Below are 15,193 nucleotides of genomic sequence, written 5' to 3' on the forward strand. Positions count from 1 at the left end.
CAGGCTCTCGCCGGAACAACCTGATCAGAACTCACAACTAGGCGGCCTGACCGAATGGCCCCAGTCCCTGCGAACTCTCGTCGGTGTGATGCTTGGCTCGCATCAGCCGATGTTCATCGCCTGGGGACCGGAGCGCCTCATGCTTTACAACGACGACTATGCTCCGATGCTTGGGCGGCGGCATCCGCAGGCGCTGGGGACGCGCTTCGACGAGGTCTGGTTCGATATTCTTGACCAGGTCGGCCCGATCATGGACCGCGCCTATGCTGGCGTGGCCACGCACATGGACGACATCTGCTTCGTCATGCACCGCCACGGTTATCCGGAGGAGACCCACTTTTCCTTCTCCTACACCCCCGTGCGCGACGAGACCGGAGCGGTTGCGGGCATGTTCTGCGCCTGCAACGAAATTACCGAGCAGGTCAAGAACCGCAGGGCGCTCCAGGCGGAGAAGGATCGCCTCCAGGCTCTCTTCGAGCAAGCGCCGGGCCTGATGGCGATGCTCGGCGGCCCCGAGCACATTTTCGAGTTCGCGAATCCCTCCTTATCTTGCTCACATCGGTGACCGGGAGGTGCTCGGCAGGACCATCCGCGAAGCCCTCCCCGAGCTGGCGGGCCAGGGCTTCTATGAGCTTCTGGACGAGGTCTACGCGTCGGGGAAACCGTTCATCGGGCGTCAGATGCAAGTCATGCTCCAGCGGCGCTCCGACATTGCGCTTGAAGCACGCTACGTCGATTTCGTCTACCAGCCGATTCGAGACAGCGATGGTGAAATCACCGGCATCTTCGTCGAGGGGCACGATGTCACCGATCAGAAACTCACCGAACTCGCCTTGCGGGACAGTGAAGCAGAGTTTCGCGGCATCGCCGATATCACGCCTGCACTGGTCTGGGTCTGCTCAGAGAGCGGTGAGAACATCTTCGTGAACGAGCGCTGGTACGAGTACACGGGACAGAGCTTCGGCGAAGCCTCTGGATTGGGCTGGGCCAAGGCCATGCACCCGGAGGATGCCGAGCGGATCATGCCCTATTGGCTACGTTGCCAAGAAACGGGCGAGCGGTATGTCGGAGAGGTGCGTTATCGCCGCCGGGACGGCGAGTACCGCTGGCACGCCTTCGAGGCCTTGCCGCACCGCAGTGAGAATGGAACCGTTGAGAAATGGTTCGGCGTCAGCGTGGATATCCACGAGCGCAAACGCTGGGAGGAGCACCAGCGGCTCCTCATCCACGAGCTAAATCACCGCGTAAAGAACACCCTCGCGATCGTGCAGGCCATCGCTCGCCAGTCCTACAGGCCCAGTCGGGATGGCGGGCAGGCTCTTGAGGCACGGCTTCTGGCGCTTGCAAGCGCCCATAACCTCCTTACGAGCGAGAACTGGGAAAAGGCCGAACTATCGCAGATCGTGGAACAGGCAGTGGCCCCGTTCCGGCGCGGCGACGGCAGCCGGTTCGATGTGGAGGGGCCGCAGATTCACTTGGACGCCAAGATGGCCCTGGCATTGGCAATGGCCTTGCACGAACTGGGAACCAATGCGGCAAATTACGGGGCACTGTCTCTTCCTTCAGGACGAGTGATGATACACTGGGCAATCACATTCGGCGAGATGTCGTGCCTCGCCCTGTCCTGGCAGGAGCAGGGCGGCCCGCCCGTGACGTCGCCAACCCGGAAGGGCTTCGGCTCCCGGCTGATCACGCGCAGTCTAGCTGCTGAGCTTGGCGGAGAGGTTCGGCTCGATTTCGAGCCGACGGGACTGGTCTGCACGATCAGCGCTCGCGTGCCTGCACTCAGATCTTAGCCGGAAGCAGTCGGCCTATCATCCCGGACCCGCCGAGATGGCCGGCGATCCCGACAGGGATTGCACAGCCGGTCTCAGGTCCGTCCCAGCGAGGCGATCCTCTGGCAGCCACAGCACGAACAGACCAGGCCCGCACCTCCTGCAGGAAGATCCTGTCCATCCGGCCGCGGCCCTAGAATATGGCCGCGACGCCAAGAAAGCCGAGTAGCAGCAGGACCGCCACGATCACGATCAGGATAAAGAAAATGATCTTCGCGAGCCCTGCCGCGCCGCGTGCGACACCGGTGAATCCAAGCGCGCCAGCGATCAGGGCGACCACGATTAGAAAGATAAGAAGCTCAAGCATCCTTCTGCGTTCCTCAATGAGTAGTCCCGGTCAGACCGGGAGTTTCCACGCTGATCGGCCAAGCGGCTTACCGCAAAGCTGACAACCTTCGGTGCAACGGGGGTACCGGGAGAATGTTGCCGAGCGCCGGCTCCTTCGGTACGGTCGCGGACACAGTTCCGCAAATCCATAATCGAGGAGCCTGCTGACAGAGGCCACCGCGCTCGCTCCACCTGCACCCGCCCCGAGCGCTCCGGCGACGCCATCAAGTGCGAGCAAGCCTCCGCTCCGGCACTTTCGCCCTAAACTGAAACAAGCATCTTCCGCCCTGTGGCTACTGCCTTCGACGGCTGCAACACGAGGCTTGCTGCCAATGCGCCGGCGGAACGGAGTCGGACCGTAGGCGTCTGAAGTTCATGAAGTCTAGGACAGCCGCCCCGGATCCCCAGCCAGCCGCAAGGCCTGATGTCGCCGAAGATGAGCATGTCACCGGCACAAGGCTCACAGGCGCGGTTGTGGTTTCGATCCATGTCTGCGCCATCGTGCTCGGCACGGCCGCCCTCTATCTCGCCAAACCGTTGATCCTGCCGATCATCATCGGCCTGCTCATCGCGCTGACGCTCATCCCGATTGTGCGGTGGCTCGAAAGGTGCGGCATTCCTACTGGCCTGTCAGCCATCGCCCTGGTGCTGCTCCTCGCGCTCACCGTTGGGTCAGGCATGTACCTGCTGAGCGCTCCCGTGACGGAGTGGGTCCAGCGGGCGCCCACGATCGGGAGGCAGGTCGAGGACAAGCTCAGCAGGCTGCGCGACTCGGTTGAGGCGGTCACCGAGGCGACTCAGACGGTGGAGGATCTTACCAATGCGACAGCCGATCCACAGGTTCAGGAGGTTGTGATCAAGGAGACAGGATTCTTGTCCTCGGCAACATCCATCCTGTGGAGCGCATTGACGACGATCGGCATTGCCCTGGTCCTCGTTCTCTTCCTGCTCGGTTCGGGCGATATGATCTACGAGAAGATCGTGCGCGTGCTCCCGACCTTCCACGACAAGAAGACCGCCGTGAGCATCGTGCACGACATCGAAGCCTCAATCTCGCACTATCTGCTCACCATCACGCTGATCAATGCGGGGCTTGGTGTTGCTATCGGACTGGCGATGTGGGCGATCGGCCTGCCGACGCCCTACCTCTGGGGGCTTGGGGCCACCTTTCTCAACTTCCTGCCCTTCATCGGAGCGATCACGGGCGTCGGTCTGGTCGCTGTCGTCGCGCTGATTTCCTTCGACTCGCTCAGCTATGCGATCCTGGCGCCGCTGGTCTATTTCGGCCTGACGGCACTCGAGGGAAATATCGTAACGCCCCTGGTTCTCGGGCGCCGGCTTGAGCTCAACACCGTCGCCATCTTCATTGGTGTGGCGTTCTGGGGCTGGGTGTGGGGGCTCGTAGGAGTGCTGATCGCAGTGCCGCTCCTCGTGGTCGTCAAGCGGTGCTGCGATCACCTCCCCTCCTGGAGCACTCTGGGTGAATTCCTCTCCCTCACACCACCCAAGTCGGAGGTCGAGGCACAGCAGGAGGAGCCTGATCTCAATCCCGTGGCGAAGACCTGACGACTTTTGGCTTGACGGGGAACCTGTGCAGGCGCATCTGGCTTGTCATTCGCGCGCTGCTCCGGCGGCCCGCGATCTCACAGGAACCCAGAACTCAATGCCAAGCGACAGTCACAGTCGATTGACCACGCCGTCACCGGCCCACGCGGACGCCTGATCGCTTGATCGGCTCACCCGACCGGCCTCGTGACGGCTGGTCGAAACAAGAGGTGAGCCTATGACCCTCAACACCCTTCGTCTTCGCGCGGCTCGCCGCGCACCTGCTGAGGCCACGCGCAATGCTCAGGACCACTCCCTGACATATGCGCTCTGCCTGATCCTTTTCCTCGTGTTTGCCCCGCTCATCGGCGCGCACATCGTGTTTGCGCTGCTCGCCGAACCCGCCCGGGCACAGGCGGAGCAAGGCGGCCAAGCCGTTTCTCCCCTGGCGAGCATGGGCGAGCGGAGCCCGTCATGATTCGGGTCTATGACTGCTCCAGCAACAGCTATGACGCGCTCACGACGGAAACCCTGACCAGTCTGCCCGAGAGCGCCGTATGGGTCGATCTCGACCGCCCCTCCCATGCCGAGGAGCGTGCGGTCGAGAGACTGCTCAAGCTCGACCTGCCCACGGCCGACGAGATGAAGGACATTGAGCCCTCGTCCCGCCTCTATGTCGAGAACGGCGCGACCTACATGACGGCGGGCGTGCTCTGGGGTGTCGAGGTCGGAGCGGCCGAGGTCACCCCGATCACCTTCGTCCTGAGCAACGGGCGCTTGGTGACGATCCGCTATGCCGAACCGCGCTCCTTCCGGACGGTGGCGGCCTACATCAAGACCCAACCTGATCTGTGCAACAGCGGGGTCATGACCCTGGTCACCCTGCTGGAGGCCATCGTGGACCGCACCGCTGAGGTGCTCGAACGGGTCGGGACGAGCGTCGATCAGGTCTCGAAGCAAATCCTCGAACGCAAGCGCCGGGCCAAGCACAAGGCCGCTTCAAGCAAGGGACTGGAGGAGGTGATGGATGCGATTGCGGTGGATCACAACGTGACGGTGAAGGCGCGAGAGAGCCTTGTCAGCCTGGGCCGGATGATCGGGTTCTTGGCTCTGGCCCAACAGGTTCGGGCCAGCACGGATGCTCGCGAGCACGTCAAGAGCCTGGCCCGCGACGTGGCTTCGCTCACAGACCACGCTACTTTCATTGCCAGTAACATCAACTTCCTGCTCGATGCCTCGCTTGGTCTGATCAACCTGGAACAGAACCAGATCATCAAGATCTTCTCGGTGGCCGCGGTCTGCCTGATGCCGCCGACCCTGGTGGCCTCGAACTACGGCATGAACTTCGAGCACATGCCGGAGCTGGATTGGGTAGGCGGCTATCCAGCCTCCCTGGCGCTCATGGTGGTCTCGGCCATCATCCCGTTCGCCTACTTCAAGCGTAAAGGGTGGCTGTAAGACCTGTATCAGCTCGCGAGCCCGCCCAGCGGGAGTTCTTGGGTACATTGTCTCAGGCCCGTCTCCGGGTGTAAGATCGCATCTGTCGGCGGACGACATCCTTCGGAGGAATCGAGAGTTCATCTCGGGGGCCGAGCGGTGCTCCCCGGAGGACAGGATCGCCCTCGAGCGAAGTGATGAGGCGGAGAAGCGACCATGAGAGGATCGAAGCGGCATCGTCACAGGCGCCTCTCCTCTACGTACATATCGGTTCTCATGTCTCTTTGCGTGATAGCCGCCGGATCGGGTCTGACGGTTTCATTTCCCTATTCTCAGGAATTGCGAGCGGGCAGCTGGGTGCCGCCGAACGTGGACGCCCTGCCGGATGACGACCGGGGCCGGCTGGTACGCCGCGGTCGCAGCCTGATCACTGCCACATACGCGCATATTGGGCCCGAGGTTGCAGCCCCAGACAAGCGGTATGCCGGCAACAATCTCAGCTGCAGCAATTGCCATCTCTGGGGCGGAACCAAGAAGTTTGGATTGCCGATCTTCGGCCTGGCAAACCAGTTCCCGCAATATAGCAGTCGTCAGGACCGAGAGATCAGCGTCGAAGATAGAGTGAACGCGTGCATGACGCGGAGCATGAATGGGCGCGCCCTTCCGGATGATGCACTCGAGATGCGGGCCATCGTCGCCTATATCGATTTTCTCTCGTCGGGACTTCCGCCAGGCGAGACACTGCCAGGCTACGGCGCCGGATCGATGCCGGAACTCTCACGTGCGGCCGATCCAGACCGAGGCAAGGCAGTCTATGCTCAAGCGTGCACGATCTGTCACGGCACGGACGGCAGCGGAATCCGCCGCAGTCTCCCGACGACCGACCTCGGCTACATGGTTCCTCCATTATGGGGGCCCGACAGCTTCAATACCGGCGCGGGCATGGCACGCCTGAGCGTTGCGGCGAACTTCATCCATTTCAACATGCCTCACGGGACGGACTATCTGAATCCGCGATTGTCCGTGTCAGATGCGTGGGACGTGGCGGCCTATATGCTCGCCCAGCCGCGGCCTTTGATGCCTGGCGCTGAAAAGGACTTCCCCGACCTGCTCTTGAAGCCGGTCGACACGCCTTACGGCCCTTATGCTGACGGTTACAGTCAGGAGCAGCACCGCTATGGCCCATTCGCACCTATCCGGGAGGCGGTCGACAAGCTGAGGCAGCAGCGTGATCACCCCTCATCGCGCTGAAGGCGCCATGCCGAACGCCTGTCAGAAGAATGACACTAATAACCGGTAAGCCCGGGCTCCAGGGCGAAACGGCGCACCGAGGCGCGCAAGCAGGTTGTCGGCCTATCAATGGCTGCATCTCCGCGCTCTTCGGGAACCGTACCCTCCGTTGACGCGGGTCGCTCGAAAGAGTGTGGAGCAGCAAGGCTGTCGCAGGTCCTAGCTCCCGAGCCCGCCGATGCTAAAATACTTTGGTCTGATCGCCCCCACAGCCAGGACCGCCGAATTCACGCCGCGTGGCCTGCCGGTGTCCTTGGCACAACCTTCCCAGAGGTGACAACTTTGAAATGGGACTATGACATGAAGGAGATCATCGCCGATGGCATCGTCCATGCCGTCGGCGTGACAATCGGCGTTGTCTCCATAGTGGCCCTGCTCGTAATGGCTGCTCCCGCCGTCGGAGCGTGGGAGTTCACATCCCTTCTGGTCTATGGCGCCGGTCTTCTGACGGTGCTCACCGTCTCGGCGCTCTATAACCTTTGGCCCGTTTCGCCCATCAAATGGATGCTGCGGCGGTACGACCATTCGGCCATCTACCTGCTGATTGCCGGCACCTACACACCGTTCATGACGCAAATGAAGGCCAGCGCAGAGTCTCTGGTGCTGCTCGTCGGTGTCTGGCTCACTTCTGCGGTAGGGATTGCCCTCAAACTCCGCTTCCCGGGCCGTTTCGACCGCCTGTCAATCCTGCTCTACCTGCTCCTGAGCTGGAGCGGCGTCATGGCCTACGAATCCGTATTCGGCACCCTTCCCGCCAGCACCCTTCGGCTTCTTGCCGTCGGCGGCATTCTCTACACGGCCGGCGTGGTGTTCCACCTTTGGGAGAGCCTGCGCTTTCAGAACGCGATCTGGCACACCTTTGTCCTCGTCGCAGCCGGCTGTCATTATGGCGCCGTGCTTGACTGCATGGTGCTTGCACGGGCCTGATGGGGCTTGATGGACCGCATGCCGAGGCGCGGTCGATCCCCTCATGCGCCGGTACCCGGCACCGCACAGCCCTGGCGCAGGTACTCCTTCTGGCCCGGTGACCGCCACCGGGCTGCCAGGGCCCGGTCACGAAGGGAAGGTCTGTAACGGGTCGGACCACGAAATCCCCTGCCCTTCGGGAGCAATTCCCGTCAATCGCCGCGGGCTGTTGCGGTTCACCGTGCCGGAGGTGCGGCGTCTGCTCTGGCGCCTTTGGGAGCGACTGCCTTCGGTTGAGGCAGTGGAGCACTGGTCGGTGTGGCCGGCGGCATCAGCGGCATGCGCGAGAATGCCATGGGCGCAAGTGCACCCGGCGCCGACGCAAAGCCTGTAGTACTAGGACGCCAGTGACCTCGACGCCGTGTGGAATAATAGAGCGGCTTCAGTTCGGTTTCTTACTCCCAACTTGGTCAGAATTCTTCGCACATGCATCTTCGCCGTGTTCTCAGAGATGCTCAGATCACGAGCGATGATCTTGTTTGCGCGGCCGCGGCAAATTGCCAAGAGCACCTGCTGCTCGCGCGCTGTCAGTCCGAGATCGGCCAATTTGATATAATTTTGTGCCTCTGGACACACCGAGCCGAGAACTGCACCAGTTCCGTTTGGGCTGGCGCTATGGGATGCTACACTCGAACGTACGAAAACAGGCTCCGGATAATAGAATCCGCCTGCAAGTACCAACTGAATGGCAGCTACGGTAACCTCTAATGATGTCGCAGTCGAAAGGACCCCCTTGATCCCGTTCGCAAAGGCAATTGAGGCGATTGCGCCGCCTTCCTGCTCATACAGGAGCATGATCGCTGCGTCTGGAAAGGCATCCTTTATAAGCGCGGTCTCATGCGCAACCTCTGGCTCACTCGAACATTTCGGCCCTATGCTCAAAACGACAAGCCTGACATCGCTTTTCAGAATGTCACGGGCCTCACTGATGCTCGTCAGACCGACCACATCGAGCTTCTCCAGCCTCTTAACCAGAGCCTCTCTCAGCAAGGAGCGCACAAGCACCTGAGGGTCGACTATGAGGATTGCGGGGTGGCGCTCCTGCACCGACGGGCTTCTCTCTTCCTGCACATACGACATAAGCTTCTCCCAATCAGCTTACGTATCAACAGCCATTCGCTCGGATGGTCGACTTCGCTCAAGCGTACTGATTACAGAACCAGATCTTCACACTCGAAGCGCTACGCCAGAGACTGACACGCTGCAGCATAGAGAGATCAATTAATACAGGAATAACAGCAGAAAATACCCTGTGTTAATCAGTATATAAGACCATTTTGCCCATGTGAATCATATTAGTCACCACCTTTCATTACTGCAATGCCCAAGCTTAGAGCCAGCACCATTCGAATATGTATTATTTCTTGAGATCAAGGTCACATAGCCGTTGTGGCCTAGTGGCAAGAATACTATCTGTTTATGCGGCCTCCATTCACATCAAGTCATGAACAATCCTTTGGCAGGGGGATAATGGCCACGACACGTCCTGTCTCATCGACAATCTCCAGCTGCCATCCCTCCCACTCGCGCTCCTGGCTGGACAGAAGCGTTCGGAACTCCTCGATTACGTCCCCTGCAGCCCGGCGCGCAGCCGCATCATCAGGCGCATCGACGCCCTCCGAGTCCGGAAGAATTTCTCCGCTCCTAACGAGATTGAAATAGTACCTGGGCATCGCCTGCTCTTTAGGAGTTCATGCTGATCGGCCGGGGAGAAAAGTCGCACTGCTCGCCAAACTATCTGAGTGCATTTTGCCGTACGTGAACATCGTCATAGCGGGCTAGCCCGACTCCACGCCCAAGATATCTCGGCGGATAGAATGTCCTCACAGTAGGCAAACAATACACTGCTCAGGAGGTGTCACAACGGATAGATGCAAGCAGCGCAAAAGCTATTGTGACGCAGGCACAACGGCCCATGTCCACAGCAACGTTTATTGAAGAACTCGCCACGACCCACGGCGCAGGCACTGCGGGCACCATATCGGGTGTCTCCGGCTGACACTCCTGGACAAACGGATGCCACTCATGAGGTCAGCTAGCATTCCAGTCTCCTCGCTGAGAAGCTTCTCGCTGCAGGGCTGGTCTCGACACTCGATACCAGCGGACTGCTCAACAGGAAGCAAGCGTCATGAACACCAACTTCACCGATATCCTGCAGGGCAACTACAACGTTAGCGACCATGATTCTACAGCAGCCTCGGCGGCCGACTCCGGCGACAACGGCGTTGTTGGTGGTCTGCTCGCTCTCAATGCTCTCAATCCCGCCACGTCAACAGCGGCCGGAGTGAATCTCTCTCCTGTGACCCAGGCGAATGTCGGCTCGGACATCGATGCCATTCTCGATGCCGACATCTTTGCGGATCTCCTCTGAAGTCGCTGCTCAACCGAAGCAACTAACCCTCAGTGGCTCTATGCCACCGCGGGATTGAAAGGACACTCCATGTCGAATGGCATATTCTCGCTCCTGGAGCAGGGCAACTGGAATATCAGCGATCACGACGCAACAGCCGGATCGGCAGCGGACTCTGGCGGAAACTTCGTCGCCGGACTGATTGCCATCAATGCCGGCAATCTGGCTACCGCCACGGCTGCAGCAGTGAATGTATCCCCTGTTACTCAAATCAACCTCGGCTTGGATCTCGACTCGATCGTCGATGGAGACATCGGCGCTGATATTCTCTGAACTGCGACTGACGCCGACTCCCCGAGCGCAGCCTGCAAGAGCAAGGGCTGTGACCTACAATGGAAAAGGAAACGACTATGGCGAACCTCAATTGGTCTGATTTCGATCAAACTAACTATAACTACAGCGATCATGATGCGACAGCTGTATCGGGAGCCGACTCGGGCGGCAATGGGGTCTTTGGAGGGTTGATCGCAGCGAATGCTCTCAACCCTGCAACGGCCACCTCTGCCGGGGTGAATCTCTCACCGATCACGCAGGCGAATGTGGCTTCGGATATCGACGCCCTGGCCGACGCAGACCTCTTTGCTGATCTCCTCTAAGAAGTAGACCTCCTCACCTCGGGTACAGCAGGCAGGGGCCGGAGCTGCCGGATTCGGCCCCTGTTTTCCAGCTTCAGATGTCTGGATCTGCCGCGAGATGATCCTGCCTATCGGTTGGATGCGGTTTCCTCAAAGCAATAGGCCAGCAATGCCGTCAAACGCAAAGCTCACAGATCTTCAACGGGCCCTGAAGGCGTGCCGTGGATCTCTGGCGTTGGTGTTCATCTATAGCTCAGGATACAATATCCTGCTATTAGCGCCCTCGCTGTATCTCCTGCAGATCTATGATCGCGTTCTGTCGAGTCGCAGCCTCGACACCTTATTGATGCTGACGCTGATTACCGCTGCGGCGGTAATGGTTGATGGCCTCCTCGACACCCTGCGACGGGCAGCACTGTCTCGGATCGGGGTTTGGCTCGAAGATCGGTTGCGTCCGAGCGTCTTCAGCGCGGCGTTTGAATATGCCCGACAGAAAGATGCGGGCATTGCAGCGGAGGCCTGCCGAGATCTTAGCACGTTGCGTCAGTTCATTGCTTCGCCTGCGAGCATCGTTCTATTCGACTTGCCCTGGGCGCTCATCTTCTTTGCGGTCCTGTTTCTCGTGCATCCCCTGTTAGGGATCATTGGCGGCTTCGGTGCACTGATCATGCTCGCCTGCGCACTCGCGAGCGAGCTCCTTACCCGTGCGCCGCTGAGTCGCGCTCAGGCCGCCGATATGGCGACATACCAGCGTCTCGGTGGCGCCTTGCGCAATGTTCAGGCGATCCGCGCCATGGGAATGCTCGATGGAGCCGCTCGGCTCGTCTATAAAGACGTAGGAACAGCCAGCGAAGCCCAAGGCTCGGCAGCGCGGCGCAGCGAAGTGCTCCAGGCAATTTCGAAGTGCACGCGCGCCCTTGTTCAAGTCTCGATAATGGGAGCAGCAGCCTGGCTTGTCCTGCAGGATCATCTCAATGCAGGCATTATCTTCGTATCTTCGCTTCTCCTTGGACGCGGCCTTGCACCGATCGACGGCGTTGTCGGCAGCTGGAAGGCCTTCGGCTCGGCACGTCTCGCTTACCGGCGCCTGAGTGAAGTGCTGTCGTCTGTCGACGCAAACGAGGGCGGCCATGCATTTCCGCTCTCGCGGCCTGCAGGCTCCCTCACGGTTGATAACCTGACATTCGTCCCACCCGGCTCGACCAATCTGGTGCTCCAGGCCGTATCGATCCGACTCTCCCCCGGGGAATGCATCGGCATCATCGGACCCTCCGGTGCCGGCAAGTCGACGCTGGCGCGCATGATCATGGGAATCTCGACACCCACGATGGGTCGCGTACGTTTAGACGGAGCCGACATAGCGCTGTGGCTGCATGGGGGCGGAGCAAAGTATCTCGGGTATTTGCCGCAGGAGATCGAGCTGTTCGAAGGAACTATCAAGGACAATATTGCTCGCCTGCGTGATGCAGAGCCGGAGGAGGTCATTCGAGCAGCGAAACTCGTGGGGCTACACGACACGATCATGCAATTGCCTCGCGGCTATGACACGCAAATTGGCGAGGGTGGCTTCAGGTTGTCAGGCGGCCAGCGCCAGAGCCTTGGCCTCGCCAGGGCATTCTTCGGATCCCCCCAGCTGGTCGTCCTCGACGAGCCGAATGCCAATCTCGATGACACTGGAGAGCAGGCGCTTTACCATGCTGTCGAGCAAATGAAGGCTGCCGGTACATCGGTCATTATCATCACACATAGGTTCGGAATTCTCAACGTTACCGACAAAATTGCGGTCATGCGTGGCGGCACCGTCAGTGCGTTTGGCACGAGTGATGAGATCTACCAGAAATATTTCCGGAAGATGAGAGCTGAACCAGGTCCGAGCGAAACCGCCGCCGCTTCAGGCGCTGTAGGATTGGCGCCGGCGAAGAGCGAACCGACCACGGATGTCGCGCAGAAGCTGCCGCGGGTTGCGCCACTGCAAGTTTCTGGCGCCCCCCTGTCTCCCGGAGGATTGATGCAATGGCTGTGATCTCCTCGCGCGCGCTAGCGCAGCAGTGTGAAGGCGCCTTGCCGAGTGTGCCCTCGACGCCTTTCCCGCGCTTGCGCCACGTCGCTCTTGCAGGCAACAGCCTGATTGCAATCTTCATGGTTGGCTTGGGTGCCTGGGCGATAGTCGCACCCCTGAGGAGTGCTGCGATTGCGGCCGGTATTGTCGAGGCGGAGACAAGCCGAAAAACTGTCCAGCATCTGGAGGGTGGAATCGTGCGTACAATCCTGGTTCGCGACGGCGACAGGGTTCATGCCGGGCAGGCCCTGCTTCGCCTCGAGGACACTCGCGCCAGAACCCAGTTGCAGGTACTGCGCAGTCAGCTCTGGGATGCTCAGGCGCGGGAGGCTCGCTTGCTGGCCGAGCGAGGAGGACTCGAGAACATTGACCTTCCGGACGAGCTTCACACCGCCAGTCAAAGCGATCCCGCCGTTCGCGCCATCTTGGCTGGCCAGCAAGCGATATTCGAAAGCCGGAGGCAGGTCATGCGTTCCCAGAATGCAGTTCTGATAGAGCGTAGCATCCAGGTCGAGAAGGAGATCATTGGCTTGAAGGCCCAGGAGGCCGCTGCCGGGAAGCGGTCGCAAATCATTCGACGGGAAATCGATACAGTTCAGGCATTGGTAAATAAGGGTCTTACACCACGACCCCGCCTGCTCGCGCTACAGCGCGAGATGGTTGAAATAGACGGTCGAAGAGGTGAAACAGCGGCTCGCATTTCGCGGGCCTATCAGGTCATTGCAGAAGTAAAAGCCAATTTGCTGAAGCTACAAAGCGATCACCAGAACGAGGTCGTGCAATCCCTGCACAAAACCCAAAACCTGATGATGCAGTTGGCGGAGAAAATCCAGGCGGCCGCGGACCAACTCTCCCGCACTGAAGTCACGGCTCCCGAGAGCGGTGTCGTTACTGACCTGCGTGTCCGTACGCCGGGCGGCGTGATCAGTCCCGGCGCTCCTCTCATGGATATCATCCCGCAGGATGATCGCTTGATTGTCAATGCGCGCCTCCGCCCGGAAGACATTGATGTGGTCCGCGTGGGCCAAGCCGCCGAGGTTCATCTTCTGGCCTACAAGCAGCGACGAGTTCCACCCTTGAAAGGATCTGTCGTCTATGTGTCTGCCGACCGTCTGGTGGACCGGCGTACTGACCAAGCCTACTTCGCCACGCAGATTCGGGTGGACGAAGGTCATCCAGAGCATGTCAGCAATGTCGAGATGGTGCCCGGAATGCCGGTCCAGGTCTTCATCGAGACCGGCGAAAGCACGGCAGCACTCTATGCCCTCGGCCCGCTCCTCGACTCATTCCACCGTGCGTTCCGAGAGGACTAAAGTGTGAGAGTACAAAGGCATCGTCGCACACACGAGAGAGCTTCGCTTCCATCACTGAAGATTTACGGAGCTTCGGAGCAAGTTCCTTGGAGATCGCCATGTTGGGAAACAGCCTTGGATTTGAAGGCCGGAGTGGGGCGCGGTCTCACAACAACCTTGATCTCCACCTGAACGGAGGCCCCTCCCGGGCCAGCAGCCCTGAGGAACGTACTGACGGTTTGCGCAACAACTGGCGCCTTTCTGGCGAGACCCACGACACCCTAGCACCTGCCGGTATCCTGAGTCCCGTCCAGGGGGGCAGTCCGAGTGTTTCGCCTCAAGCTTCACTGGGCACAAGCCTCCCGTTACCCAGTAGTGATCTCTCCGACGGGGCGACGGCTCCGGCGTTGGACGATAAAGGAGAGGATCTCGCCTTTGCATCATCCTGGCCCCCAGGCGCTGAGACGGCCAGTCTTATGGAGCATGCGCCGGCAGATACGGATGATTTGATTGCCGCCAAATTGCCGAGCCCGCCGGATCCTGCCCCAATCGAGCATGGTAATTCCACTTCCGAAGGACGTCCTACCGGCTCCGGGCTCGAGCAGGAGGCTGTTAAGCACGGTACATTCCTTGGATATCTGACAAGCGGGCCGGAGCAGGAGACCCATGATAGTCCGGGCAGTGTCGAAAATCCGCAGGTTCCGAAGTTGTCTGGGGAGGCTTGGATCCAAACTAGCCCAGTTGTCTCTGCAGTACAGCAGACGAACGCTACGGTCGCCGATCACGATGCTATCGCCTCTGCCACAGCCAATACGTTCATAGACCAAATCTACGAAAGCATTGTGTTCGTGGGAGGAAACACCGCTGTTGCAACAGCGGTGAACATCGCACCTGTCGAACAACTCAACCAGAATGCCGCCTATGCCAGCGGTTTGTCAGAGAACTCCTATGGGTCGCCGCAATTTAATGTCACTGTAGCCGATAACGATGCCGTCTCGTATTCAGAGGCCGGAACGTACATCAACTACAGCTATAACAGCATAATCGTTGTGCTCGGAAACACGGCTGCGGCTGACGCACTCAACTATTCCCCTGTCGAGCAGACGAACCAAGGCAACAGGCCAACCGCATCAAGCGCGTCCTCGTTCGACGAACTATCGCAGGCGAACTGGGCGACCGGGGATAGTGATAGCGACGCGACGGCCAATTCGCACGTCGTCATCAACAGCTCAGTCAGTAGCATGATTCTGTCCTCAATTCGTGGGCCGGCCTCCGAGGGAGTGCAAAGAGGCCCTACAGATGGCGTAATGGATCACCCTCTATGGGACGACTTCGCAGAAGCTTACGGAGACGCCCTCGCATGAGGCAGTGTTTTAGAGGGGTTGAGCGAGTGCTGTCACTGCGGGCAGCATCGTGACGGATCGGAACGGTTCAAACCGTTGGGCATGATCGAACTG

16 protein-coding genes are annotated in these 15,193 nt (G+C 59.8%); 13 read left to right on the plus strand and 3 right to left on the minus strand.

The window, feature by feature from the left end; all coding sequences use genetic code 11:
- Positions 1 to 565 (plus strand): PAS domain-containing protein (locus LG661_RS14270; protein WP_230532572.1); only part of this gene is annotated, 565 nt, incomplete at its 5' end.
- Between the two features lie 7 nt (positions 566 to 572).
- A complete protein-coding gene (locus LG661_RS14275; RefSeq protein ID WP_230532573.1) occupies positions 573 to 1,796 on the plus strand; it encodes a sensor histidine kinase in 1,224 nt (407 codons plus the stop codon).
- Between the two features lie 172 nt (positions 1,797 to 1,968).
- On the opposite strand, the gene LG661_RS14280 is transcribed toward LG661_RS14275, so the two are convergent.
- Positions 1,969 to 2,142 carry a DUF1328 family protein gene (locus tag LG661_RS14280; protein WP_230532574.1) on the minus strand — a complete coding sequence of 58 codons (174 nt, stop codon included), beginning with the start codon at positions 2,140 to 2,142 and terminating at the stop codon, positions 1,969 to 1,971.
- 395 nt (positions 2,143 to 2,537) lie between these two features.
- On the opposite strand from LG661_RS14280, the gene LG661_RS14285 reads away from it, so the two are divergent.
- From LG661_RS14285 to trhA, 5 genes are all read left to right on the plus strand, one after another.
- Positions 2,538 to 3,728, plus strand: a complete 1,191-nt coding sequence (locus LG661_RS14285) for an AI-2E family transporter (RefSeq protein WP_230532575.1) — start codon at positions 2,538 to 2,540, stop codon at positions 3,726 to 3,728.
- A gap of 217 nt (positions 3,729 to 3,945) precedes the next feature.
- The gene (locus LG661_RS14290; RefSeq protein WP_230532576.1) at positions 3,946 to 4,185 is read left to right on the plus strand and encodes a hypothetical protein; all 240 of its coding nucleotides are present in this window, start codon (positions 3,946 to 3,948) and stop codon (positions 4,183 to 4,185) included.
- Positions 4,182 to 5,165, plus strand: coding sequence for a magnesium transporter CorA family protein (locus tag LG661_RS14295; RefSeq protein WP_230532577.1), 984 nt, complete (start codon positions 4,182 to 4,184; stop codon positions 5,163 to 5,165). The genes LG661_RS14290 and LG661_RS14295 overlap by 4 nt, the downstream gene beginning before the upstream one ends.
- Positions 5,166 to 5,513: 348 nt before the next feature.
- On the plus strand, positions 5,514 to 6,395 hold the full coding sequence (locus tag LG661_RS14300) for a c-type cytochrome (protein ID WP_322098873.1): 882 nt from the start codon (positions 5,514 to 5,516) through the stop codon (positions 6,393 to 6,395).
- 339 nt (positions 6,396 to 6,734) lie between these two features.
- Positions 6,735 to 7,361, plus strand: a complete 627-nt coding sequence (trhA, locus tag LG661_RS14305) for a PAQR family membrane homeostasis protein TrhA (RefSeq protein ID WP_230532579.1) — start codon at positions 6,735 to 6,737, stop codon at positions 7,359 to 7,361.
- A 375-nt stretch (positions 7,362 to 7,736) separates the two neighbouring features.
- Here the strand turns inward: trhA and LG661_RS14310 are convergent, their stop codons facing one another.
- Positions 7,737 to 8,480 carry a response regulator transcription factor gene (locus tag LG661_RS14310; protein WP_230532580.1) on the minus strand — a complete coding sequence of 248 codons (744 nt, stop codon included), beginning with the start codon at positions 8,478 to 8,480 and terminating at the stop codon, positions 7,737 to 7,739.
- Positions 8,481 to 8,842: 362 nt separating this feature from the next.
- Positions 8,843 to 9,073 (minus strand): DUF6894 family protein, encoded by a 231-nt coding sequence (locus tag LG661_RS14315; RefSeq protein WP_230532581.1) that lies wholly within the window; start codon positions 9,071 to 9,073, stop codon positions 8,843 to 8,845.
- Positions 9,074 to 9,528: 455 nt separating this feature from the next.
- Between LG661_RS14315 and LG661_RS14320 the strand changes: the two genes are divergently transcribed.
- The 6 genes from LG661_RS14320 (at position 9,529) to LG661_RS14345 (ending at position 15,100) form a co-directional block, all read left to right on the plus strand.
- On the plus strand, positions 9,529 to 9,771 hold the full coding sequence (locus tag LG661_RS14320) for a hypothetical protein (RefSeq protein ID WP_230532582.1): 243 nt from the start codon (positions 9,529 to 9,531) through the stop codon (positions 9,769 to 9,771).
- Positions 9,772 to 9,840: 69 nt separating this feature from the next.
- A complete protein-coding gene (locus LG661_RS14325; RefSeq protein WP_230532583.1) occupies positions 9,841 to 10,083 on the plus strand; it encodes a hypothetical protein in 243 nt (80 codons plus the stop codon).
- A gap of 77 nt (positions 10,084 to 10,160) precedes the next feature.
- Entirely contained in the window at positions 10,161 to 10,406 is a 246-nt protein-coding gene (locus LG661_RS14330; RefSeq protein WP_230532584.1) for a hypothetical protein, read from the plus strand.
- Positions 10,407 to 10,554: 148 nt separating this feature from the next.
- A complete protein-coding gene (locus LG661_RS14335; protein WP_230532615.1) occupies positions 10,555 to 12,408 on the plus strand; it encodes a type I secretion system permease/ATPase in 1,854 nt (617 codons plus the stop codon).
- On the plus strand, positions 12,399 to 13,757 hold the full coding sequence (locus LG661_RS14340) for an HlyD family type I secretion periplasmic adaptor subunit (protein WP_230532585.1): 1,359 nt from the start codon (positions 12,399 to 12,401) through the stop codon (positions 13,755 to 13,757). The genes LG661_RS14335 and LG661_RS14340 overlap by 10 nt, the downstream gene beginning before the upstream one ends.
- Before the next feature lie 386 nt (positions 13,758 to 14,143).
- On the plus strand, positions 14,144 to 15,100 hold the full coding sequence (locus LG661_RS14345; protein ID WP_230532586.1) for a hypothetical protein: 957 nt from the start codon (positions 14,144 to 14,146) through the stop codon (positions 15,098 to 15,100).
- Positions 15,101 to 15,193 lie beyond the last annotated feature (93 nt).

The sequence above is a fragment of the Microvirga roseola genome, assembly GCF_020866965.1.
GTDB classification, from domain to species: domain Bacteria; phylum Pseudomonadota; class Alphaproteobacteria; order Rhizobiales; family Beijerinckiaceae; genus Microvirga; species Microvirga roseola.

Bases quoted from the DNA above. Each gene is read 5' to 3' on its own strand.
- LG661_RS14280 (WP_230532574.1), bottom strand. From the start codon at position 2,142: ATGCTTGAGCTTCTTATCTTTCTAATCGTGGTCGCCCTGATCGCTGGC.
- LG661_RS14285 (WP_230532575.1), top strand. From the start codon at position 2,538: ATGAAGTCTAGGACAGCCGCCCCGGATCCCCAGCCAGCCGCAAGGCCT.
- LG661_RS14290 (WP_230532576.1), top strand. From the start codon at position 3,946: ATGACCCTCAACACCCTTCGTCTTCGCGCGGCTCGCCGCGCACCTGCT.
- LG661_RS14295 (WP_230532577.1), top strand. From the start codon at position 4,182: ATGATTCGGGTCTATGACTGCTCCAGCAACAGCTATGACGCGCTCACG.
- trhA (WP_230532579.1), top strand. From the start codon at position 6,735: ATGAAGGAGATCATCGCCGATGGCATCGTCCATGCCGTCGGCGTGACA.
- LG661_RS14310 (WP_230532580.1), bottom strand. From the start codon at position 8,480: ATGTCGTATGTGCAGGAAGAGAGAAGCCCGTCGGTGCAGGAGCGCCAC.
- LG661_RS14315 (WP_230532581.1), bottom strand. From the start codon at position 9,073: ATGCCCAGGTACTATTTCAATCTCGTTAGGAGCGGAGAAATTCTTCCG.
- LG661_RS14320 (WP_230532582.1), top strand. From the start codon at position 9,529: ATGAACACCAACTTCACCGATATCCTGCAGGGCAACTACAACGTTAGC.
- LG661_RS14325 (WP_230532583.1), top strand. From the start codon at position 9,841: ATGTCGAATGGCATATTCTCGCTCCTGGAGCAGGGCAACTGGAATATC.
- LG661_RS14330 (WP_230532584.1), top strand. From the start codon at position 10,161: ATGGCGAACCTCAATTGGTCTGATTTCGATCAAACTAACTATAACTAC.
- LG661_RS14335 (WP_230532615.1), top strand. From the start codon at position 10,555: ATGCCGTCAAACGCAAAGCTCACAGATCTTCAACGGGCCCTGAAGGCG.
- LG661_RS14340 (WP_230532585.1), top strand. From the start codon at position 12,399: ATGGCTGTGATCTCCTCGCGCGCGCTAGCGCAGCAGTGTGAAGGCGCC.